Origin of the sequence: Nitrospirillum bahiense, assembly GCF_007828025.1 — a bacterium.
GTDB classification, from domain to species: Bacteria; Pseudomonadota; Alphaproteobacteria; order Azospirillales; family Azospirillaceae; genus Nitrospirillum; species Nitrospirillum amazonense.
Window position 1 is genome coordinate 131675 of sequence record NZ_VITO01000017.1, and the last position, 24304, is coordinate 155978.

Here is a 24304-nt window from a genome sequence, read left to right on the forward strand (position 1 = left end):
AAACGTATGCGCCGGCAATATGAATAAATCATTTGGCCGATTTCCAGAGAACATATTCCCATATAGGGTCGTATACCGCTGCACAGATATGGCCAAACTGTGCATTTTTTGGCAAATTGTTCAAAGTGAACGAGTTTTACGTTCCCCATACAATATTGGCAACTGAGATATATTTTCCCAATTTTGCCATTTATGTCCGGTAAACATAGCTTGATGCTATGCCTGATGATTATGCATCTACTATCTTGATGCAAATCTCCAACGAAGGGGTTACTCGGGTATTCAGATGTGCTGGGACCGCTGTCCCCTGCGCGCGTCCCGGCGCGTGGGGATGGCAACCGGCGTAACGCCGGTTTCTGATTTGGGGGAGTGGGCTTATGGGCAAGATGCTGCCGGACGTGCGCAGGGACCTGGATACACAGGGCCAGGACACGCGGACGCGGCCGTCGCGCGCACGGCCGTCGCGTACGCTGCTGCTGGCGGGCACCTCCCTCCTGGCCATGGGCACGGCCATGACGGCCCCCCAGGCGACGGCGGCCGACACCACCATCACCGGCGGCAGCACGTCGTTCGTGGCGACCCAGTCATCGGGCAACCTGACCCTCACCAACAGCGGCACCCTCAGCGGCGCCACCGCCCTCAAGTACACCGATGGCACCAGCTTCCTGATCAACCAGGGCCTGATCCAGGGCAGCATCCGCGGGGCGTATCTGGCCGGCACCCAGGCCGCCGGCTACGTCACCCTGACCACGCTGGTGAACACCGGCAGCATCGTCTCCGCCGGCAACGCCATCGAAATCGGCCTGGGCAACACCCTGGTCTCGCTGGTCAACAGCGGCATGATCCAGGGCAACCTGCTGCTGGGCGGCGACAGCGCCGTCACCATCTTCGGCGGCACGGGCGGTGCCACCGGCACCTTCACCGGTGTGGACGGCACCACCCAGGGTATGATCACCAGCGGCGCCGACCTGACGCTGGCCAGTGGCAGCCTGCTGCTGAACGACGCCGTGACCATGGGCGGCAACACGCTGGTGAACAGCGGGGCGAGCGTCATCCTGTCCAGCATCGTCAGCGTCACCGGCAATTACCGTCAATCGGCCGGCGAGCTGGCCCTGGGCAGCAATGGTGAACTGGTGGTCAGTGGCGCTGCCACCGTCACCGGCGGCACCGTCTCCGCCTTCCTGGGCAACCTGTCGACGTCGGGCAACTACGTGGCGGGCGACACCCTGGCCACGCTGATCGCCGCCGGCAGCGGCAGCTACAGCGGCATCACCGCCAACCTGGGCAACGGTCTCCCCCTCCTGTTCACGGGGCAGGGGTCGGACGGGTCCAACCTGCTGGCCATGGCCAACAGTGATTACATCGGCGGCACGCTGGGCAGCGTCACCAATACCGGCAGCATCAGCGCCCTGTACGTGGCCGCCACGGGCAGCCTGGGCGGCTTCCGGAATGAGACCACCGGCACCATCAGCGCCGACGCCGGCATCACCATCCTAGGCACCGTCGGCACCCTGGACAATGCCGGCCACATCTTCATCACCGGCACCAGCGGCTTCGTCGCCAACGGCAGCATCGGTACGCTGATCAACAGCGGCGTCATTTATAGTCCAGACACCTTGTCCGGTGTCGGCCTGGCGATCCGTGGGACCATCGGCCAGCTGGTGAACCAGGCGGGCGGCAGCATCAACAACGGCATTGTGGGCGTTTTCGTCATCGGCCCCAGCTCCAACCACGGCACCGCCGCCATTATTAACACGCTCAGCAATAGTGGCTTCATCGGTGGCACCATCGGGGCGGTCTATGTTGACGGGACCATCGGCCTGCTGGAAAACCAGGCCGGCGGCACCATCACGGGCGGCAACACCGCCGGCATCCTGGTCTATGGCGGCATCAGCACCCTGACCAACACCGGCCTGATCCAGAGCAACTATCACGCCATCGATATCGCTGCCGCCCAGTTCATTGGCGGGACCATCGGCCTGCTGGACAATCAGGCCGGCGGCACCATCGTCGGATCCCAGGTTGGTGTCGCCAACACCGTCGTCGTCCATACCCTGGTGAACAGCGGCATCATCGCCGGCGGCAACCAGGGCGTCTTCAACCAGGTCATCATCGGCACCCTGGAAAACCTGGCTGGCGGGACCATCACCGCATCGGGCGGCGGCACCTCGACGGCTATCCGCAACGTCGGCATCATGGGCACGCTGACCAACGCCGGCCTGATCGCCGGCAACTATGGCCTGTACGTGGGCGCCGGGGGCACGCTGGACGCCTTTAGCAACAGCGGCACCATCGCGGGTCAGTTCGCCGTCAACATCCAGGGCGGCACCGTCGGCACCCTGGACAACAGCGGCACGATCACCGGCACCTATGCCGTGGTGATCAACGGCACCATCGGCACCTTCATCAACGGCGGCCTGGTCCAGGGCACGGTGCTGAATGGCGCCAACAACGACCTGACCATCCAGGGCGGCGCCGGCGGCACGGTGGGCACCTTCACCGGCCAGGACGGCGTGTCCAAGGGCATGATCGTCAACCAGCAGAGCGATCTGACCTTCAGCGCCGGCAGCCTGTTGCTGAATGACGACATCGACGCCACCGGCCATACGGTCGCCAACGCCGGCGCCAGCCTGCAGATCGCTACCCTGGTCACCATCACCGGCGCCTATGACCAGGCGGCGGGCACCCTGGTGCTGGGCGCGGCCGGCGGCCTGTCGGTCACGGGTGCGGCCACCGTGGGCGGCCTGGTGCAGGCCGACCTCGCCGGCATGGCCACCGCCAACTTCCTTGTGGGCGATACCGTTGCCACGCTGGTGCATGCGGATGGCGGTCTGGTGTGGAGCGGCAGCCTGGGCCCCAGCGCGCTGGGCGGCCACCTGGCCGTCGGCGATGCCACCACCAGCACCGATTTGATGGCTCTGGCCGCCAGCGATTATATCGGCGGCACTTACGGCACCCTCAGCATTGGTGGCGGCACGCTGCTGTCGGCCCCCACCGCGCTCTACATTGCCGGCACGGGCACCCTGGGCGCACTGGCCAACAGCGGCACCATCGCCGGCGACATCACCAACGACAGCGCCCGCGACCTGACGATCCTGGGCGGCGCCGGTCTAACCATCGCTACCCTGACGGGCAGCAGCCTGACCAACCAGGGCACCATCACCAGCACGCTGGCCAACGTGGTGCTGGGCGGCGGCAACCTGGCATTGAACGACGCCGTCAATGTCGGCACCGGCACCCTGGTCAACAATGGCGCCAATCTGACGCTGTCCACCCTGGTCAATGTCAGCGGCAATTACAACCAGGCGACCGGCGGCCTGGAACTGGGCGGCAGCGGCACGCTGGCGGTCAGCGGGGCCGCCAGCATCACCGGCGGCAGCCTGGTGTCGGGGCGTCCGCTGTCCGCCACCGGCAACTACCTGGCCGGCACCATCCTGGACACCCTGGTGACGGGTGGCGCGGGGTCCAGCTATGACGGGGTGACGGTTACCAACAACAGTGCTGTGGTGGGGGGCATCGGCGGCATCGTCTCCGGTGACGACCTGCTGCTGGGCGCGACCGGCAACTATATCGGCGGCACCTATGGCAGCTTGGCCAACACCGGTACCTTGTCGGGTGCCTTTGGCTTGGTCGTGGGCAACCTCGGCACCCTGGACACCTTCAGCAACAGCGGCCTGATCTCCGTCACGGGCACGACCCGCATCGGCATCTACGACCGCGGCGGCTCTCTCGGCCAGCTCGACAACAGCGGCACCATCATCGTCCATAGGGGCGTCCAACTCGACACTGGCGCGACCGTGGGCACGATCGCCAACAGCGGCAGCATCGGCGCCTCTGCCTCCGCCATCGAGCTGTATAACGCCCGGGCCGGGCTGATCACCAACACCGGCACCATCGCCGGCACCGCTACGTTCGGCGACGGCATCATCCTGCTGCAAGGCGCCAGTGTCGAAACCGTCGACAACGCCGGAGTGATCAGCGAGACCGGCTACGGCGGCAACGGTATCGTCAACTATTCGGCCAGCACCATCGGCACCGTGCTCAACAGCGGCACCATCATCGCCGGCGGCCTCGGGATCGGGAACTTCAGCAGCAGCGCCAGCATCGGCACCCTGGTCAACAGCGGCCTGATCAGCGGCGGCACGGGCGCCATCCTGAACGGCGACACCGCCACCATCGGCACGCTGATCAACACTGGCACCCTGCGCGCCGCCAACGGCAGCGGCTACGCGCTGGCCAACCACAACGGTGCCGTCATCGGCACGCTGATCAACGCCGGTGTCATCGCGGGCACAGTGACGGGTGCCCTCTACAACTCCGACACCATCGGCACCGATTTCACCATCCAGGGCGGCGACACCGGCACGGTGGGCACCTTCATCGCCTGGGACATGTCTGCTAAGGGCATGATCTACAACACGCTGGGTAACGTCACCTTCACCTCGGGCGCCCTGCTGCTGCACGACGACATCTACGTCCCCGGCTATTCCGTCACCAATGTCGCCGCCGCCCTGGCCCTGGACACGCTGGTCACCATCACCGGCGCCTACAGCCAGTTGGGCGGCACCCTGTCCATGGGCACCGCCGGCGGGCTGTCGGTCACCGGCAGCGCCGGGCTGGCGGGCCTGTACCAAGTCACGCTCAGCGGCAATGCCGGCGCCAACTATGTGGTGGGTGACGCCGTCGGGACCGTGGTGCAGGCCGATGGCGGCGTATCCTACAGCGGCAGCCTGACGGGCACGGCGCTGGACGGCCACGTGGTCCTGATCAACGGCACCACCAGCAACCAGCTGCTGGCCCTGGCGGCCAGCGACTATATCGGTGGCAGCTACGGCACGATCAGCGTCACCGGCCTGCTGGCGGCACCCACCGCCCTGTACATCGCCGGCACGGGCAGCCTGGGCGCCCTGGCCAACAGCGGCACCATCGCCGGCGACATCGTCAATCTCGGCACCGCCGACCTGACCATCACTGGCGGCACGGGCGGCGCGGTCGGCACCCTGACGGGCGCCAGCCTGACCAGCCAGGGCACCATCACCAGCACTCTCGCCAACGTCGTGCTGGCCGGCGGCAGCCTGCTGCTGAACGACGCCGTGAACGTCGGCGCGGGCACGCTGGCCAACGCCGGGGCCACCGTATCCCTCTCCACCATCGTCAGCGTCACCGGCAACTACAGCCAGGCGACCGGCACACTGGCCCTGGCCACGGGGGCGGAACTGGTGGTCAGCGGGGCCGCCAGCATCAGCGGCGCCACCGTCACCATCGCCCGCCAGTCCACCCTGGGCAATTATGTGGCCGGCAGCGTCTATGCCACCCTGGTGGCCGGTGGTGCGGGGTCCAGCTATACCAGCGTCGCCGTCACCACCGGCAGCCACGCGCTGGGCTTGGCCGGCACCGTGTCAAACAACGGCCTGCTGTTGGGCGCCACCGGCGACTATATCGGCGGCAGCCTGGGCAGCCTGGCCAACAGCGGCACGCTGGCGGGCCATGTCGGCCTTAGCATCGCCCAGGGCGGCCAGCTTGGCACCTTCACCAACGACGGCCTGATCAGCATTGGCGGCGGTGTGGCCGTCGAAAACCGGGGCAGCATCGGCCTGCTGGAAAACCTGGCCGGCGGCACCATCACCGGCACGGTAGGCCTGTACAGCGGCAACAGCGGCACCCTCAGCACCTTGGCCAACGCCGGCCTGATCAGCGGCACCTACGGCGTCTACCTGGAATACGCCCAGGTCACGCTGCTGACCAACAGCGGCACACTGGAGGCCCTGGCCGGCGCCGGCGCGCCGGTCGCGCTGAACCTGTCGCAGAGCACCCTCAGCACCCTGGTGAACAGCGGCCTGGTCAGCACCGACGGGTATGGCTATGGCGTCAATCTCAACTTCGCCACCATCAACACGCTGGTCAACCAGGGCACCATCGCCGCGGGCATCGGCATCAGGATGGCCTACGCCAGCCTCACCGCGCTGGGGAACAGCGGCACCATCAGCGGCACCACCGCCATTCAGAACAGCTACGGCGTCGGCATCGGGACCCTGGTCAACAGCGGCACCATCATGGGCGTCAGGGCCTATCTGGGTTTTGCGAACGCCAGCCTGGGCACGCTGGTGAACAGCGGCCTGATCCGGGGCGGCATCTACAACGGCAACACCGACTATGGCGACACCGTCGCCGCCGACCTGACCATCCAGGGTGGTGCCGGCGGCACGGTGGGCACCTTCACCGGCCAGGATGGTGTCTCCACGGGCCTGATCTTCAACAGCCTGAGCAACCTGGTGTTCGCCAGCGGCGCCCTGCTGCTGAACGACGACGTCCGGGCCAACGCCCATACCGTGTCCAACACCGGTGCCGCCCTCACCCTGGTCAACACCATCAACCTGACGGGTGCCTACAGCCAGTCCGCCGGCACCCTGGTGCTGGATGGGGCGGCGCAACTGAACGTCATCGGCGTGGCCAGCATCGCCAGCCAGGTGGCGGCCTCGGTCGCCGGCGACGGCACCGCCAATTACCTGGTGGGCGACACGGTGGGCACCCTGGTGCAGGCCTCGGGCGGCCTGACCTACGCCGGCACCTTCGTCAACGATGGCGCGCTGGATGGCCATGCGCAACTGACCGTGGGTACCAGCGGCAGCGAACTACTGGCGCTCGCCACCACCGACTATATCGGCGCCGGCTACGGCACGGTCAGCGTCACCGGCCTGCTGACGGGCCCCACCGCGCTGTACATCGCCGGCACGGGCAGCCTGGGCGCTCTGGCCAACTCCGGCACCATCGCCGGTAACATCGTCAACGCCAGCGCCAACACCCTCAGCATCACGGGTGGCACCAGCGGCACGGTGGGCACCCTGACGGGCGGCAGCCTGACCAACCAGGGCACCATCACCAGCACGCTCGCCAACGTGGTGCTGGCCGGCGGCAGCCTGCTGCTGAACGACGCCGTGAACGTCGGCACGGGCACGCTGGCCAACGCCGGGGCCGCCGTATCCCTGTCCACCATCGTCAGCGTCACCGGCAATTACAGCCAGGCGACCGGCACGCTGGCCCTGGCCACGGGGGCGGAACTGGCGGTCAGCGGGGCCGCCAGCATCGGCGGCGGAACCGTCGCGGTCGCCGCTCTCTCCGACACCGGCAACTATCTGGCCGGCAGCATCTACGGCACCCTGGTGGCCGGCGGCGCCGGGTCCGACTTCAGCGGCGCCACGGTGACCGGCAGCGCCATCCCGGGCATGGGCAGCACCGTGACCGGCAACAACCTGGCGCTGTTCGCCACCGGCAACTACATCGGCGCCAGCTATGGCAGCCTGTCCAACAGCGGCACGCTGGCGGGGGCCGTGGCCCTGCAGGTCGGTGGCCTCGGCAGCCTGGGCACCTTCCGCAACAGCGGATTGGTCACGGGCGCCTATCGCCCCATCCTGAACTACAACACCTTGGGCCTGCTGGAAAACCAGGCCGGCGGCACCATCACCGCCGCCGCCGCCGGCACCCTGCACCAGGACACCGCGGCCATCTACAACGGCCAGTTCAGCTCTATCGGCACCATCACCAACGCCGGCCTGATCGCCGTCGCCAACGATCCCGGTGATTTCAGCGTCTATCAAATCTACGCCATCTCCAACAATAGCGGGACCATCGGCCAGATCACCAACTCCGGCACCATCACCGGTTTCAACGCCATCTTCAGCAGCGGCACCGGGAACGTCATCGGCACCATTGACAACCAGGGGGTGATCAGTGGCCGGGCCAATATCAATCTTGCATTCTCTCGGGTCGGCTTGGTGACCAACAGCGGCACCTTGAGCGGCTATGGCACCACCTCAGCCGGTCTCGTGCAGATCTCCTACGCCACCGTCGGTACCATCGCCAACAGCGGGCTGATGGCGGTGGACCATAACGGCGGCGCCATCTCCAACACCTACGGCACCATCGGCACGGTGCTGAACCAGGGCACCATTCGCATCAGCGGCAGCGGCACGGCCATCAACAACTACGGCATACCGGGGACGATCGGCACCATCGTCAACTCCGGGACCATCCTGGCCGACAACGTGGCGATCCAGGAGGCCTACGGCGCCGCCCTAGGCACCGTGATCAACACCGGCACCATCGCCGCCGGCGTCGTCATCCGCTCCTACGGCAATTCCGGCCTGGGTACCGTGGCCAACAGCGGCCTGATCCGGGGCAACCTCATGAATGGCGACGCCACGGGGACGTGGACGGGCCAGGTGGATACCGCCGTCGGCGACCTGACCCTGCTGGGCGGCACCGGCACCCTCGTGGGCACCTTCACCGGCCTGACCGGCAAGGGCCTGATCGACAACAGGGTAAGCAACCTGTCTATCGCCGGCGGCAACCTGCTGCTGAACGACGACATCCTGGCCACCGGCCACAGCGTCGTCAACAGCGGCGCCGCCCTGACCCTGGGCAGCGCCATCACCGTCACCGGCACCTATGCGCAGAGCGCCGGCAGGCTGGTGGTGGGCAACGGCAACACCCTGCAGGCCGACAGCGCCACGGTGACCGGTGGCGAGATCGGCCTGGATACCCTGGGCAACTATATTGTCGGCCAAGCGCAGACCGTGATCGGCGCCGCCACCGGCACCTACAGCGGCGCCACCCTGAGCGGCCTCGGCACGGGCTCCGCCAGCGTCCAGGGCACCCTGGTGCAGAGCGGCGGCGCGCTGCTGGCGCAGTTCAGCAGCGACTACGTCGGCGGCAGCCTGGTGACCCTGACCAACAGCGGCACAATCACCACCGGCCTCGCCGGCATCCTCGTCGCCCGCACCGGCAGCGTCGGCACCCTGATCAACGACGGCAGCATCAGCGCCCCCTCGGCCATCGCGCTGGTCGGCACCGTGGGCAGCGTGCTCAACACCGGCGTCGTCCGTGGAGCTATCGGCCTGTTTGGCGACAGCACCACGCGCTTCGCCAACAGCGGCACCATCACCGGCGCCTACAATTCCTTTATCGGAGTTTCCTACGCTGGTTTGATAGTGGCCTCCAGCATCGGCACGCTGGTCAACAGCGGCACCATCAGCGCCCAGTACGCTCTGCTGATGGCGGGTAGCCAGGGCGGCGCCAGCAGCATCGGCACGCTGGTCAACAGCGGCGTCATCGCCGGCAATATCGTCAACGGCAACGGCGGCGTCCTGGGTTTCCTGCCCAGCGACACCGTCGCCGGCGACCTGACCATCCAGGGCGGCACCGGCGGGACGGTCGGCACCTTCACTGGCCAGTCCGGCACCGGCCTGATCCAGAACAAGCTGAGCAACCTGGTGTTCAGCGGCGGCAGCCTGCTGCTGAACGATGACGTTGACGTCACCGGCCACACCGCGCTCAACAGCGGCGCCAGCCTGACCCTGGCCAACACCATCGATGTCACCGGCACCTACGTCCAAGGCAGCGCCGGCGCGCTGGTGGTGGGCAAGGGTGGCCAGCTGGCCATCGACGGCCAGGCCACCATCGCCGGCCAGCTGCGCGCGGGCCTGGCCACCGACAATTTCCTACCGGGCCAGCAGGCCACCCTGGTGACCGGCAGCGTGGGGTCGGACTACAGCGCCGCGACCATCGCCAGCAACCTGGCGCAGCTGGCGCTGAACAACACCATCGTGAACAACGCCGTGGTGATCACGGCACAGAACTACTACATCGGCGGCAGCCTGGGCGCCGACATCACCAACACCGGCACCGTCAGCGCCGCCACCGCCGTCTACATCGCCGGTGGCGCCACGGCCGTGGGCACCCTGGTCAACAGCGGCGTGATCGCCGGCAACATCATCGACGACCGCGCGGGCGCCAGCCTGCTGCTGGCCGGCGGCGCCGGCATCGGCACCTTCACCGGCGGCACCATCACCCACACCCTGGGCGACATCCACGTCACCCAGGGCACCATCCGGTTGAACGATTCCGTCAACGCCGGCACCGGCGCGCTGTTCATCGACAGCCCGGCCTTCGTGACATTGGGCGGCACCGTCGCCGTGACCGGCACCCTGCGCATGGCCGGCGGCCTGCTGATCGGCACCACCACCGGCCTGCTGACGGCCGACAGCGCCACGGTCACGGGCCGGGTGCTGACGGACGCTCGGGGCAACTACCTGGCGGGCGACACGCCCACCCTGATCCAGGCCGCCACCGCCGACTACAGCGCCGCCACCCTGGCCAGCCTGTTCGGCCTCAGCGGCAGCGTGGCGCAGGACGGCGGCAACCTGGTCGTCCATTACCTGAACGACTACGTCGGGGCCGGCCTGGCCACCCTGAACAACAGCGGCACCCTAACCAGCGGCGGCTATGGCGTGTACGTGGCCGGCACCGGCAGCATCGGCACGCTCAGCAACAGCGGCGTGCTGGGGGGCGTGACGGCGGGCGTGGTTGGCAATGGTGGCACCATCGCCACCCTGGTCAACACCGGCACCATCAACGCCGCCTACGCCCTGGGCCTGGGCGGCGGCGCCACGCTCGGCACCCTGGTCAACAGCGGCGTCATCGCCGGCACCATCGTCAATGGCGACAACAACTTGGTCGGCCTGGGCGTCGACACGGTGGCCGCCAACCTGTCCATCCAGGGCGGCGGCGGCGCCCTGGTCGGCACCTTCACCGGCCAGAACCTGACGGCCAAGGGCAGCATCCTCAACCGCCTGAGCGACCTGCTGTTCACCGGCGGAAACCTCTGGCTGAACGACGACATCGACGCCACCGCCCATACGGTCGGCAACCTGGGCGCCGACCTCACCCTGACCAACGCCATCACCGTTACAGGCGCCTACAGCCAGGCGGCCGGCGGCACGCTGGTGGTGGGCACGGCCGGCCGACTGTCCGTCACCGACGCCGCCACCGTGGCCGGCACCGTCGTGGCCGGCCTGGCGACCGAAAACGCCGCCCTGGGCCAGATCTCCACCCTGGTCACCGGCGATTCGGGCAGCGACTACAGCGCGGTGAACGTCGCGACCGTCACCGGCATGGGCGTCACCGCCAGCATCAGCGGCGGCAGCCTGCTGGGCATCCATACCAACTATTACGTCGGTGGCAGCCTGGGCAGCCTGGCCAACAGCGGCAGCATCAGCGCCGCCACCATTCTCTATATCGCCGCCACCGGCACGCTGGACACGCTGACCAACAGCGGCACCATCGCCGGCAACATCATCAACCGCAGCGCCCGCATCCTGTCGATCAGCGGCGGCACCGGCGGCGCCGTCGGCAGCTTCACCGGCGGCACCATCACCAATACCGCCAGCGACCTGGCCCTCGTGTCCGGTGACCTGTCGCTGGCCGACGCCGTCAATGTGACCGGCCATACGTTAGTCAACAGCGGCGCCAATGTCACAGTGGCCGGCGCCGTCAGCGTCACGGGGGACTACGGCCAGTCCGCCGGCACCCTCCTGCTGCGGCCCGGCACCGACAGCCTGAACGTCAGCGGCAACGCCCGCCTGACGGGTGGCACCGTGGCCATGGCGGGCTTCAGCGTCACCGGCAACTATTTTGCCGGTACCCTGGGCACCCTGGTTCATGCCGGCGGCACTCTCGCCACCGGCGCCACCGTTATCGCCGACGGCGTGGGCAACCTGAACATCGCCAGCAGCGTCAGCGGCGGCGACCTGCTGGCCCTGATCGGCAACGACTACATCGGCGGCACGCTGGGCAGCCTGGTCAACACCGACACCATAATCAGCCGCACCGCCCTGTACGTGGCCACCAGCGGCGGCGTCGGCAGCCTGGCCAACAATGGCACGCTGACAGGCCAATACGCCGGCCTCAGCAACGCCGGCAGCATCGGCACCCTGGTGAACACCAGCATCATCAGCCAGGGCGGCGGCACCTTCAGCAGCGCCATTGGCGCCTCTGTCGGCATCCGGAACACGGGTGTCATCGGCCGCCTCAGCAACAGCGGCCTGATCAGCGCCGCCAACACCGGCCTGAACAGCCAGGGCAGCATCGCCACCCTGTCCAACAGCGGCACCATCACCGCCACCCACTTCGGCCTGCGCAATAACAGCGTCATCGGCAACATCGGCGTCATCGATACCCTGACCAACACCGGCTGGATCTACGGCCGCATCACCGGCATGGTGCAGAATCAGGGCAGCATTGACCTGCTGGACAACAGCGGCACGATTTCCGGCTACGTCGACGCCGTTGGCGTGACCGGTGGCACCATCGGCACCTTGCTGAACAGCGGCACGCTGTCCAGCAGCCTCGCCGGCGTGGTGGAGCTTTCCAACCGGGGCAGCATCGCCATCCTTGCCAACGGCGGCCTGATCAGCGGCAGTGGCAATGCCATTACCATTGAGAGCGGTGCCACCCTGGGCCTGTTGATCAACAGCGGCACCATCGCCGGTGCCATCTGGAACGATGCGGCCCGCGACCTGACCATCCAGGGCGGCAGCGGCACGGTCGGCACCTTCACCGGCGCCACCGGCCACGGCCTGATCAGCAATACCGCCAGCAACGTCGTGTTCTCGGCCGGGAGCCTGCTGCTGGATGACGACATCGACGCCACCGGCCATACCGTGCTGAACACCGGCGCCGCCGTCACCCTGGCGGCACCCACCCACGTCACCGGTGACTATGGCCAGAGCGGCGGCACCCTGTCGCTGAACACGGCCAACGCGCTGGGCGCCAGCGGCACGATCAGCATCAGCGGCGGCTATGTCCAGGTGAACAACCTGACGGCCACGGTCAATTACGTCCACACCACCCTGGGCGTTCTGGCCACCGGCAACGCCGCGTCCGACTACAGCGGCGCCATTTACCTCAACACCGTCGATGGCGTGGTGGTGGGCGGCGTGGCCGCCAACGGCACCCTGACCGGCGTGGTGCTGAACGACTATATCGGCACCACCTACGCCACGCTGGTGAACAGCGACAGCATCCAGGCGACGCTGGGGGCGGCGCAGCTGTACGTCACGGCTTCGGGCAGCCTGGGCGGCTACACCAACACCGGCACCCTGTTCGGCGGCGGCACGGACCTGGTGCATGTCGGCGGCAGCGTCGGCACCTTCAGTAACGCCGGCGTCCTCAACGCCTTCAGCAAGGCGATCCACCTGGCCGGTGGCAGCATCGGCACCCTGTCGAACACCGGCGGCATCTTCGCGAACACGGGTGTGTCGGTGGACGCGCCCGGCACAATCGGCGTGCTGAGCAACGCCGGCACGATCTGGAGCCAGCGCACCGCCGTTTACAACCTGGGCAGCATCGGCAGCCTGGCCAACACTGGATCGATCGCCACGCTGGTCAGCGGCGGCACCACCGGCCTGCTGGACAATTCCGGTTCCATCACCGCCATCCAGCTAGGCGTAAGCATCAACGGCACCAGCCCCACGGCATGGATCGGCACCCTGCTGAACAGCGGCCGGCTGGGCGGCGGCGATACCGGTGTGTCCATCGCCACCGGCGGCACCATTGCCCTCCTGTCGGTCACCGCCGACGGCCTGATCACCGGCAGCCGGTACGGCGTCTACAGCGATCAGTCCATTGGCACCCTGGCCAATCAGGGCACGATCTTCGGCCAGCAAGCGGGCATCAATAACAATGGGATGGGCAGCATCGGCCTGCTGACCAACGACGGCACCATCCAGGCCCAGTCCGGCTATGGCATCAACAACGACGGTGGCACCCTCGGCACGCTGGTGAACAGCGGCCTCATCCGGGCCGAGGCCCCCTTGGGCACCGGCATCTATGGCGGCAGCATCGGCCTGTTGTCCATCGCCGGCGGCGGCCAGGTCATTGGTGCCCAGGGTGTCTACGCCGGGGTGATGAACACCCTGGCCAACAGCGGCACCATCGAGGCCAGCACCATCGGCGTCCGCGCCAATACCCTGGATACCCTGGTGAACGACGGAATCATCCAGGGCGGGACGCTCACCGCCGGCATGACCGCCGGCCAGGGCGTCATTTACAACAACGCCGTCGGCCTGCTGCGCAACAGCGGCACCATCAGCGGCGGCTATGCCGGCGTCAGCGCCGGCGGCACGACCGGCACGATCCTCAACAGCGGCAGCATCCTCAGCCGCTTTGGGGCCGTAGGCGTCAACGGCCTGGACCTGCTGAACAACAGCGGTCTCCTCAGCGGCGGCACCGGCGTCTTCAGCAACAGCGGCGTCGGCAGCATGATCAACACCGGCACCGTGGTCGGTGGCACCGTCGCCCTAAACGGCGCCTTCGGGTTCATCGACAACGCCGGGCTGATCCAGGGCCCGGTGGCGGCCCGGTTCAGCAACCAGGTCATTGGCTTCACCAACAGCGGCATCGTGGCCGGCGACATCGTCGCCACCATCGGTGATCTCAGCATCACCGGCGGCAGCGGCACGCATGTCGGCACCTTCACCGGCTATGCCGCCAACACGCAGGGCACTATCACCGTCACCGGCGGCAACCTGCTGCTGGCGGGGGGCAGCCTGGCCCTGAACGACCAGGTGCAGGCCAGCGTCGTCAATACCGGCGCCAACCTGACCACCGCGTCGGCGGTGACCATCGCCGGCGCCTACACCCAGGCCGGCGGTACCCTGCAGCTCAACACCGCCACCCCGCTGCAGGTGGCCGACCAGGCCACCATCGCCGGCGGCGTGCGGGTGGGCCAGGCCACGGCCAACTTCACCGTCAACCAGACCACCACCCTGGTCAGCGCGGCAGCAGGCTCCGACTACAGCGGCGCCACCGTGGGCGGCCTGGCGGGCATGGATGTCGCCGGCACGGTGGACGGCGCTGGCCGTCTGATCGCCGCCTTCCAGAACGACTATGTCGGCGGCACGCTGCTGACCCTGTCCAACACTGGCAGCATCAGCGCCAACACCCGCGTCTATGTGGCGGGCACGGGTAGCCTGGGCACCCTGGTCAACACCGCCCGCCTGTTCGGTACCCTGGCCGCCGTCTCCATCGCCGCCGGCGGCGTGCTGGACGTCATGGACAACGAACAGACGGTGGACGGCAACGTCATCAACGACGGCAGCCATGGGCTGACCATCGTCGGCAACACCAGCCAGGCCAGTTCCTTCCAGAACGGCACCATCCGCAGCCGCGGCGCCGACGTGGTGCTGGCCGCCGGTCGCCTCTCCATGGGCGACGTCGTCGACGTCGGCGCCCTGACGCTGCGCAACACCGGCGCCACCATCCTGTCCAACGCGCCGCTGAACGTGCTGGGCAACTACCGCCAGACGGCGGGTGAACTGGATGTCGTCGCCAACAGCGGCGCCCTGCGGGCCAGCGGCAATGTCGACTTGGCGGGCCAAGTGCTGGTCTACGCCGGCAACGCCAACATCCTGGCCGGCGATGTCAGCACCATCGCCCAGGCGGGCGGCACGCTGGGTGTCAGTGGCGCCACCGTCCAGGGCTGGAACCTGTCCATCACCAGCGCCGTCAGCGGCGGTGCGCTGCTGGCCACTGCCCATACCGATTATCTGGGGGCCTCGACCACCAGCGTGCTCACCACGGCGGACATCGACGGCACCGCCGTCGCGGCCTATGTGGCGACATCCGCCACCATCGGTACCGTCACCAACCAGGGCACGCTGTCCGCCCGGTCCAACACGGCGGTGCAGCTGAACGGTACCATCGGCATCCTGGCCAACACTGGCCTGATCGCCGGCCAGGACAACGCGCTGTCCATCAGCGGCAATCTCTCCACCCTGGCCAACGCCGGCACCATCGCGGGTGATATCCTCAACACCACCAGCCGCGCGCTGGTCATCACTGGCGGCAGCACCGGCACGGTGGGTACCGTCACGGGCTATGCCGGCGGGCGGGGTACCATCACCAATGTGCTGAGCGGCCTGACCTTCGCCGCCGGCAATTTGCTGGTGAACGACGATATCGACGCCGCCGGACAGACGGTGACCAACAGCGGCGCCACCCTGACGCTGGGCAACGGCACCATCACCGGCGCCTTCGCCCAGACGGGCGGCACCCTGTCCATCACCAGCCTGACGGTCAGCGACGCGGTCAGCCTGACGGGCGGCGTGCTGGTGGCCCAGGGCGTCACCGCCAGCGGCAACTATCTGGCCAGCACCCTGGGCACCCTGGTCACGGCCGGTGCCGCCTCCAGCTACGCCGGCGTCACGTTGGCGTCCGACCTGATCGGTCTAAACGTCGTCGGCCAGACGGTGGGCAACGACCTGCTGCTGGTCGCCAACAACGACTATGTCGGCGGCACCCTGGCTACGCTGACCAACAGCGGCACCATCACCGCCGCCACCGCCGTCTATATCGCTGCCACCGGCAGCCTGGGCACCCTGGTCAACACGGGCACACTGTCGGGTGACATCCGCAACCTGTCGGCCAACGCGCTGGCCATCGCCGGCAACACGGCCGGCGGCACGGGCCTGCTGACCGGTGGCACCATCCGCAACACACAGTCCGACCTGACCTTCACCGAAGGCGCCTTGCGGCTGGAGGACGCCATCGACGTCACCGGTCATACGGTGGTGAACAGCGGCGCCAACCTCACCATCGGCGGCACCATCGCCGTGACCGGCAACTTCAGCCAGACCGGCGGCAGCCTGCTGATGGACCTGTACGGCAGCCAGCTGACCGTGTCCGGCAGCGTGGCCATGGCCGGCGGCGCCCTGACCATCACCGGCGCCAGCAACCTGGCCAACTATACCGTCGGCTCCGCCCTCTCCACCCTGGTGGCCGGCGGTGCCGGCGCCGATTACGCCGGCCTGTCCATCACCACCGACCTGACAGGTTTCGACATCGACAGCAGCATCGCCGGCAACGCCCTGGTCGCCGTGGCCTTCAGCGACTACATCGGCGGCACGCTGGGCACCCTGAACAACACCGGCACTATCAGCGGTGTCGCGACCGGCCTTTACGTCGCCAGCACCGGCAGCCTGGGCACCTTCACCAATACTGGTGCCATCAACACCAGCAGCCGGGCCGTGGCCATCAGCCCCTACGGCACAGCCGGCCGGGTGGACACCCTGGTCAACCAGGGCGGCATCACCGGCCAGACCGCCGTCTTCGTCGGCCAGGGCGGTATCCTTGGCACCCTGGTCAACAGCGGCACGCTGGCCGGAACCGGCTATGCCGCCATCAGCAACTTCGCCGGCACCATCGGCCTGATCCAGAACAGCGGCACCATCGCGTCCTCCTACCCCTATTCGGCCCTGGCCAACAACTGGGGGGCCGTGATCGGCACCGTGTCCAATACCGGCGTGCTGCAAGGCCTGTACAACGGCGGCACCATCGGCCTGGTCAGCATCGGCACCGCCGGCACCATGCACGGCTGGTTCACGGGCCTGGCCAATGCCGGCACGCTGGCGGCCGTGATCAACGACGGCCAGATCTCCGGTCCTATCGGCGTGCAGGTTGGCGGCAGCAACGGCAACGCCGGCGGGGGCAGCATGGGCACGCTGACCAACGCCGGAACCATCAGCGGCACCTCGCGCGGCCTCGACAACTTGGTGAGCGGGGCCCTCAGTCCCACCATCGGCCGGGTGGACAACAGCGGCCTGATCGCCAGCACCAACGGTGCCGCGATCTTCAACGAAGGCTCGGCCAACGCGCTGGGCACCCTCGGCACCCTGGCCAACCGCGGCACCATCCAGGGCGCCTACGGCGTGGCCAACGACGGCGTCCTGGGCGCCCTGCTGAACGGCGGCACCCTGGCCGGCAGTGCTGCGGCCCTGACCATCGGTACGCTGGGCACCCTGGGCTATTTCCGGAACGATGGCCTGGTGGCGGGCGATATCGTCAACCTGGCCGCCCGGGACCTGACCATCAACAACGCCGGATCCATCGGCACCTTCACCGGCTACGGCGCCGGCACCCAGGGCACCATCCGCAACGCCGGCGGCAACGTCGTGTTCGCCTCCGGCGCCCTGACGCTGAACGACGCCATCGACGTGGGCAGCCACACGGTGGTCAACAGCGGCATCGCCCTGACCCTGGCCGGCACCGTCAGCATCACCGGCAACTATGCCGAGGCCGGCGGCACCGTCACCATGGCTCCGGGCAACCAGCTGGCCGTCAGCGGCGTGGCCAGCATCAACGGCGCCGTCTTCTCCCTGACCGGCCAGACGGCCACCGGCAACTATCTGGCCGGCACCTTGGGCACGGTCGTGGCCGGGGGCGCGGGTTCCGACTACAGCGGCACCTCGCTCACCTCCGGCTATCAGGGTGTGGCCGCCATTTCCACCGGCGGCAACCTGGTGGCCGTGGCCACCAGCGACTACATCGGCGGCAGCCTGGCGTCGGCCGGCAACAGCGACACCATCGTCAGCAGCTTGGCCTCCAGCTTCCTGACGGTGGCCAGCACTGGCACCCTGGGCAGCTTCACCAACAGCGGCATGCTGACGGGCGGCGTCTTCCAGGTGGACGTTGCCGGTGTCATCGGCACCTTCGTCAACGCCGGCAGCCTCAGCGGCAACAGCCTGGCCTTCCATGTCGATACCATCGGCAGCGTCGGCACCCTGTCCAACAGCGGCGTGATCGGCACCGCCGGCAACCAGGTGCGCATCGCCGGCACCCTGGGCCTGCTGTCCAACAGCGGCACCCTGGGCGGCGTGTCCGTGGGCGGCACGGGTACGCTGGGTACCGTGGACAACAGCGGCCGCCTCGCCAGCGTGCTGGTCGCCCTGGGCGGCCGCCTGGACAGCCTGGTCAACACCGGCTGGATGGGCAGCCTGGGCGCCAACGGCCTGGTCGCCCTCATCAGCAACGGCGGCACCATCAGCGGCGGCTCCACCGGGATCAACCTGACCCAGGCCAGCATCGGCAGCCTGTCCAATACCGGCACCATCAGCGCCGTTGTCGCCGTCGCCGTTGACGGCAGCAGCACCATCGGCGCCCTGTCGAACACCGGCCGGATCAGCAGCCTGGGCGACAGCGGCACCATCGGCGTCCTGGACAATGCCGGCTCCCTCACCGAGGTGGACGTCAGCGGCCGGGTGCTGTCCCTGCTGAACAGCGGGTCCATCGGCGGCAACGCCAACGGCATCTACCTGGCGCAAGGCGGCACCATCGCCAGCCTGTCGATCAGCGCCGGTGGCGTGCTGGCCGGCACCCAGCTGGGCCTCCAGAGTGAGGAGCGCATCGGCACCCTGACCAACGACGGCCTGATCCAGGGGGCCGGCGCGGGCATCAACAACCGCCGCACCACCAGCACCATCGACCTGCTGAACAACCGCGGCACCATCTGGGCCACGGGCAGCACCGGTTTCGCCATCAACAACGCCGGCACTATCGGCACCCTGCTGAACAGCGGCGTGATCCGCGCCGAGGCGCCCCTGGGCACCGGCATCTATGGCGGCAGCATCGGCCTGTTGTCCATCGCCGGCGGCGGCCAGGTCATTGGCGCCCAGGGTGTCTACGCCGGGGTGATGAACACTTTGGCCAACAGCGGCACCATCCAGGGCGGCACCATCGGCGTCCGCGCCGACACCCTGGATACGCTGGTGAACGACGGAATCATCCAGGGCGGGACGCTCACCGCCGGCATGACCGCCGGCCAGGGCATCATGTACAACAACGCCGTCGGCCTGCTGCGCAACAGCGGCACCATCAGCGGCGGCTATGCCGGCGTCAGCGCCGGCGGCACGACCGGCACGATCCTCAACAGCGGCAGCATCCTCAGCCGCTTTGGGGCCGTGGGCGTCAACGGCCTGGACCTGCTGAACAACAGCGGTCTCCTCAGCGGCGGCACCGGCGTCTTCAGCAACAGCGGCATCGGCAGCCTGGTGAACACCGGCACCGTGGTCGGCGGCACCGTCGCCCTAAACGGCGCCTTCGGCGTCATCGACAACGCCGGCATGATCCAGGGCCCGGTGGCGGCCCGGTTCAGCAACCAGATCATTGGCTTCACCAACAGCGGCATCGTGGCGGGCGACATCGTCGCCACCATCGGCGACCTCAGCATCACCGGCGGCAGCGGCACGCATGTCGGCACCTTCACCGGCTATGCCGCCAACACCATGGGCACTATCACCGTCACCGGTGGAAATGTGGTGTTCGCCGGCGGCGGCCTTTGGCTGAACGATCAGGTGGCGGGCAGCGTGGTCAACGCCGGTTCCGACCTGATCCTGACCAGCATTGTCAGCATCAGCGGCGCCTACAGCCAGACCAGCGGCACGCTGGATCTCAGCCGGGGTGCGGGCCAGCTGGTGGTGGCCAATGCCGCCAACATCACCGGCGGCACAGTCCTGGCGAGCGTCAGCGCCGGCGCCAACTACCTGGCCGGCACGCTGGGCACCCTGGTTGCCGGCGCGGCGGGTTCCACCTACACCGGCGCCACCATCGTCACCGCCGTCACCGGCCTGGCGTCCAGCGGCATCACCGCCGGCGGCGACCTGCTGCTGATGGTCGATAACGACTACATCGGCGGCACCCTGGCCACGTTGACCAACAGCGGCGCCGTCACCGCCGCCACCGCGCTCTACATCGCCGCCAGCGGCAATCTTGGCACACTGGTCAACAGCGGCACCCTGACCGGCAACATCCGCAACCTGACGACCCATGACCTGGTGGTCGTGGGCGGCCCCGGGGGCGGCGTGGTGGGTACCCTGACCGGCGGCACCATCGTCAACAGCCTGTCGGGCGTGTCCTTCATCGCCGGCAACCTGCTGCTGGCCGACGCCATCGATGTCGGCGGCAACACGGTGGTGAACAGCGGGGCCAACTTGACCATCGGCGGCACCGTTGCCATCACCGGCAACTATAGCCAGACCGGTGGCGGCCTGGTGCTGTCGTTGGGCGGCAGCCAGCTGGCGGTCGGCGGCAGTGCCGCCCTGACCGGCGGCGTGGTGACCATCACCGGTGCCAGCAGCCTGGCCAACTACACCGTGGGCTCTGCCCTTGCCACCCTGGTGTCCGGTGGGGCGGGATCCCGCTACACCCTGTCCATCACCAACGATCTGACCGGTTTCGACATCGGCAGCACGGTGGTGGGCAACGATCTGCTGGCCGTGGCCCACAGCGACTATATCGGCGGCTCCCTGGGCAGCCTGTCCAACACCGGCACGGTCAGCGCCACTACGGCCTTGCTCATCGCCAACACCGGTTCATTGGGCAGCTTCAGCAACAGCGGCAGCCTGTTGGGTGGCGCCTATGGCGTGTTCAACAACGGCACCCTGGGCACGCTTCATAATGCCGGCCTCGTTTCCGCCACCTTCTCCGGCGTTATCAATACCGCCCTGCTGGGCACCTTGGTCAACGACACCACCGGCACCGTGATGGGGCAGGCGGATGGTGTCTTCAACCAGGGCAGGGTGGGCCGCGTGGCCAACGCCGGTCTCATCACCGGCGCCACAGCCATGGTCAACGGTGGCGCCGGCACCATCGCCACCATCGCCAATAGCGGCCTGATCCAGGGTGCTCAGATCGGCCTGCTGAACGCCGCGACCGTCGGCTTGCTCGATAACAGCGGCACGCTGGCCGGCATCACCGCCCTGCGCAACGCGGCGAGCGGTACCTTCGGCGCCATCGTCAACAGCGGCCTGATCCAGGGCGACATCATCAACCTGGCGACCAGCGGCCTAACCATCGGCGGCAGCGGCACCCAGGTGGGCACCCTGGCCGGCGGTACCATCACCAGCACCGCTGCCGACGTAACTTTCAACACAGGCACGCTGCTGCTGGCCGACGCGGTCACCGTCACCGGCCATACTCTGGTCAACAGCGGCGCCACCCTGGTGCTCAATAGCATCGTCGCCGTCACCGGCAACTACAGCCAGACGGGCGGCGTCTTGGGCCTGACCGCCGGCAGCAGCGGCCTGGCGGTCAGTGGTGCCGCCACCCTGTCGGGCGGCATCGTGGCGGCCGCCTATGACGCGGGCGTCAACTACTTCGGCGGGTCCATCGCCACCCTCGTGTCGGCGGCGGGCGGCCTCAGCGTCTCGGCCTCCATCACCAACACCGTGACGGGCCTGGCCATGGTGACGCGGCTGTCGGGCACCGACCTGACGGCCAGCATCGCCAACGACTACATCGGCGGCGCGTTGGGCAGCCTGGCCAACACCGCTGCCCTCGGCGGGCCCACCGCCTTCTACGTGGCGGCGGCGGGCAGCGTCGGCACCCTGGTCAACAGCGGCACCCTGTCCGGCACCCTCATTGGCCTGGCAGTGGCCGGTGGCCAAATGGGTCAAGTTACTAACGCCGGCCTGATCCGCGGCTCCTCCACCGCCGGTGTGCAGGTGGGCACGGGCGGCCGTCTCGGCACGCTCAGCAACAGCGGCACTATCGCCTCCGACATCGGCTCGGGCGTGCTGGTCCAGGGCAGCCTGGGCAGCCTGGACAACAGCGGCCAGGTGACCGGCGGCGGCGTGGCTTTGGGCATCGCCAATGGCGGCATCGTGGGTTCGGTCAGCAACTTGGCTGGCGGCACGCTGGCCGCCGGCACCGTCGCCGTCCTGGTGGCGTTGGGCGGCACCCTGGGGGGCTTCAGCAACGCCGGTGTCCTGACCGGCGCCCGTCTGGCCGATGTCGCCGGCAGCGCCGCGCTGATCGGCAATAGCGGCACCTTGACTGGCGGTGCCTCCACCGCCTTCCGCGTCAGCGGCACGCTGGGCACCTTGGCCAACAGCGGCCTGATCACCGCCGCCCACGGCGTGCTCAGCATCACCAGCAGCGGCGTGCTGGACCTGCTGGCCAACAGCGGCACCATCATTGGCGACATCACCAACGCCGGCGCCCGGGACCTGACCCTCACCGGTGGTGGCACCGTGGCGGGCACCTTCACCGGCGGCACCCTCACCAACCTGACCAGCAACGTGGTGCTGGCGGGGGGCGGCCTGGCCTTCAACGACGCCGTGAACGTCACCGGCCATACCCTGGTCAACAGCGGCGCCAACGTCCTGCTGTCCAGCACCCTGACCATCACCGGCGCCTATAGCCAGACCGGCGGCACCCTGGCCCTGGCCGGCAACCATTTGGTGGTCAGCGGTGTCGCCAGCCTCAGCGGCGGCACGGTCAGCACCAGCATCGCGGCGGCGACCAACGTCAACTATCTACAGGGTGACATCCTGGGCACCCTGGTGGTCGGCGGCGCCGGCTCCAGCTACGCCGGCGTCTTCACCCAGGTGAACGTGACGGGCCTGGGGGCGGCCGCCAGCGCCGTGACCATTGGCGCCGACACCGACCTGGTGGCCACCGTTTCCAACAACTACATCGGCGGTTCCCTGTCCTCGCTGGGCAATGCCGGTACCATCGTTGCCGTCACCGCCCTCTATGTCGGTAGCGGCGGCAGCGTCGGCAGTGTCAGCAACAGCGGCACGCTGTCGGGCAGCGTGGTGGGCGTGGTCAACAACGGCACCGTCGGCACGTTGACCAACAGCGGTACCGTCACCGGTTCCATCGCCGGTGTCGCCAACGCCGGTTCCGTGGGCAGCTTCGGCAACGACGGCTCGGTCAGCGGCTCCATCGCCGGTGTGGTCAACAGCGGCACCATCGGCACCCTGGGCAATACCGGTACCGTCACCGGCAGCGTCACCGGCCTGGGCAACCAGGCGGGCGCCAGCATCGGCACGCTCAGCAACAGTGGTACAGTCGCCGGCCAGATGGCGCTGAACAACGCCGGCACCATCGAGGTGGTCGTCAACAATGGCGCCTTGATCGACGCCGGCGCCCCCACGGCCGCCGGCCTGTACAACACGGGCAACATCGCCACCGTACTGAACGGCGGCACCATCCTGGGCGCCACCTACGGTGTCTACAACGCCGGAACCATCGGCACCCTGGCCAACAGCGGCCTGATCACGGCGCCGACGGCCCTCTATCTCGACACAGGCGCCAGCCTGGGCGTTCTGGCCAACAGCGGCACCGTCACCGGCAACATCCTGAACCTGTCGGCCAACACCCTCAGCATCACCGGCGGCAGCGGTGCGGTCGTGGGCACCCTGACCGGCTATGCCGCCGGTAGCCAGGGGACCATCACCAACACCCTAAGCAACGTGGTGTTGGCCTCGGGCAACCTGTTGCTGAACGATGCCGTGAACGTGACCGGCCACACCCTGGTCAACAGCGGCGCCTCGGTGATCCTGGACAGCCTGGTCAGCGTCACCGGCGCCTACAGCCAGACGGCAGGCACGCTGACACTGACGGATCCCGCCCATGGCGGCTTGGCCGTCAGCGGGGCCGCCAGTTTCAGCGGCGGCACGGTCGTCGCCCAATACAGCGCCACCGGCAACTACCTGGCCGGCGTGGACACGCTGGTCGCCGGCGGCACCGGCTCCAGCTATAGCGGCGTGGCGGTGCAGGGCTCCCTGACCGGGCTGTTGGTGAGCCAGGGTGTCGTGGGCACCAACCTGCTGGCGGTGATCGGCAACGACTATGTCGGCGGTACCCTGGGCAATCTTTCCAACACCGGCACCCTCACCGCCGCCACGGT

1 protein-coding gene is annotated in these 24304 nt (G+C 68.2%); it reads left to right on the top strand.

Annotation, left to right across the window (positions count from 1 at the left end):
* Positions 1-377 precede the first annotated feature (377 nt).
* Positions 378-24304 (top strand): hypothetical protein (locus tag FBZ88_RS22080; RefSeq protein ID WP_145619283.1); only part of this gene is annotated, 23927 nt, incomplete at its 3' end.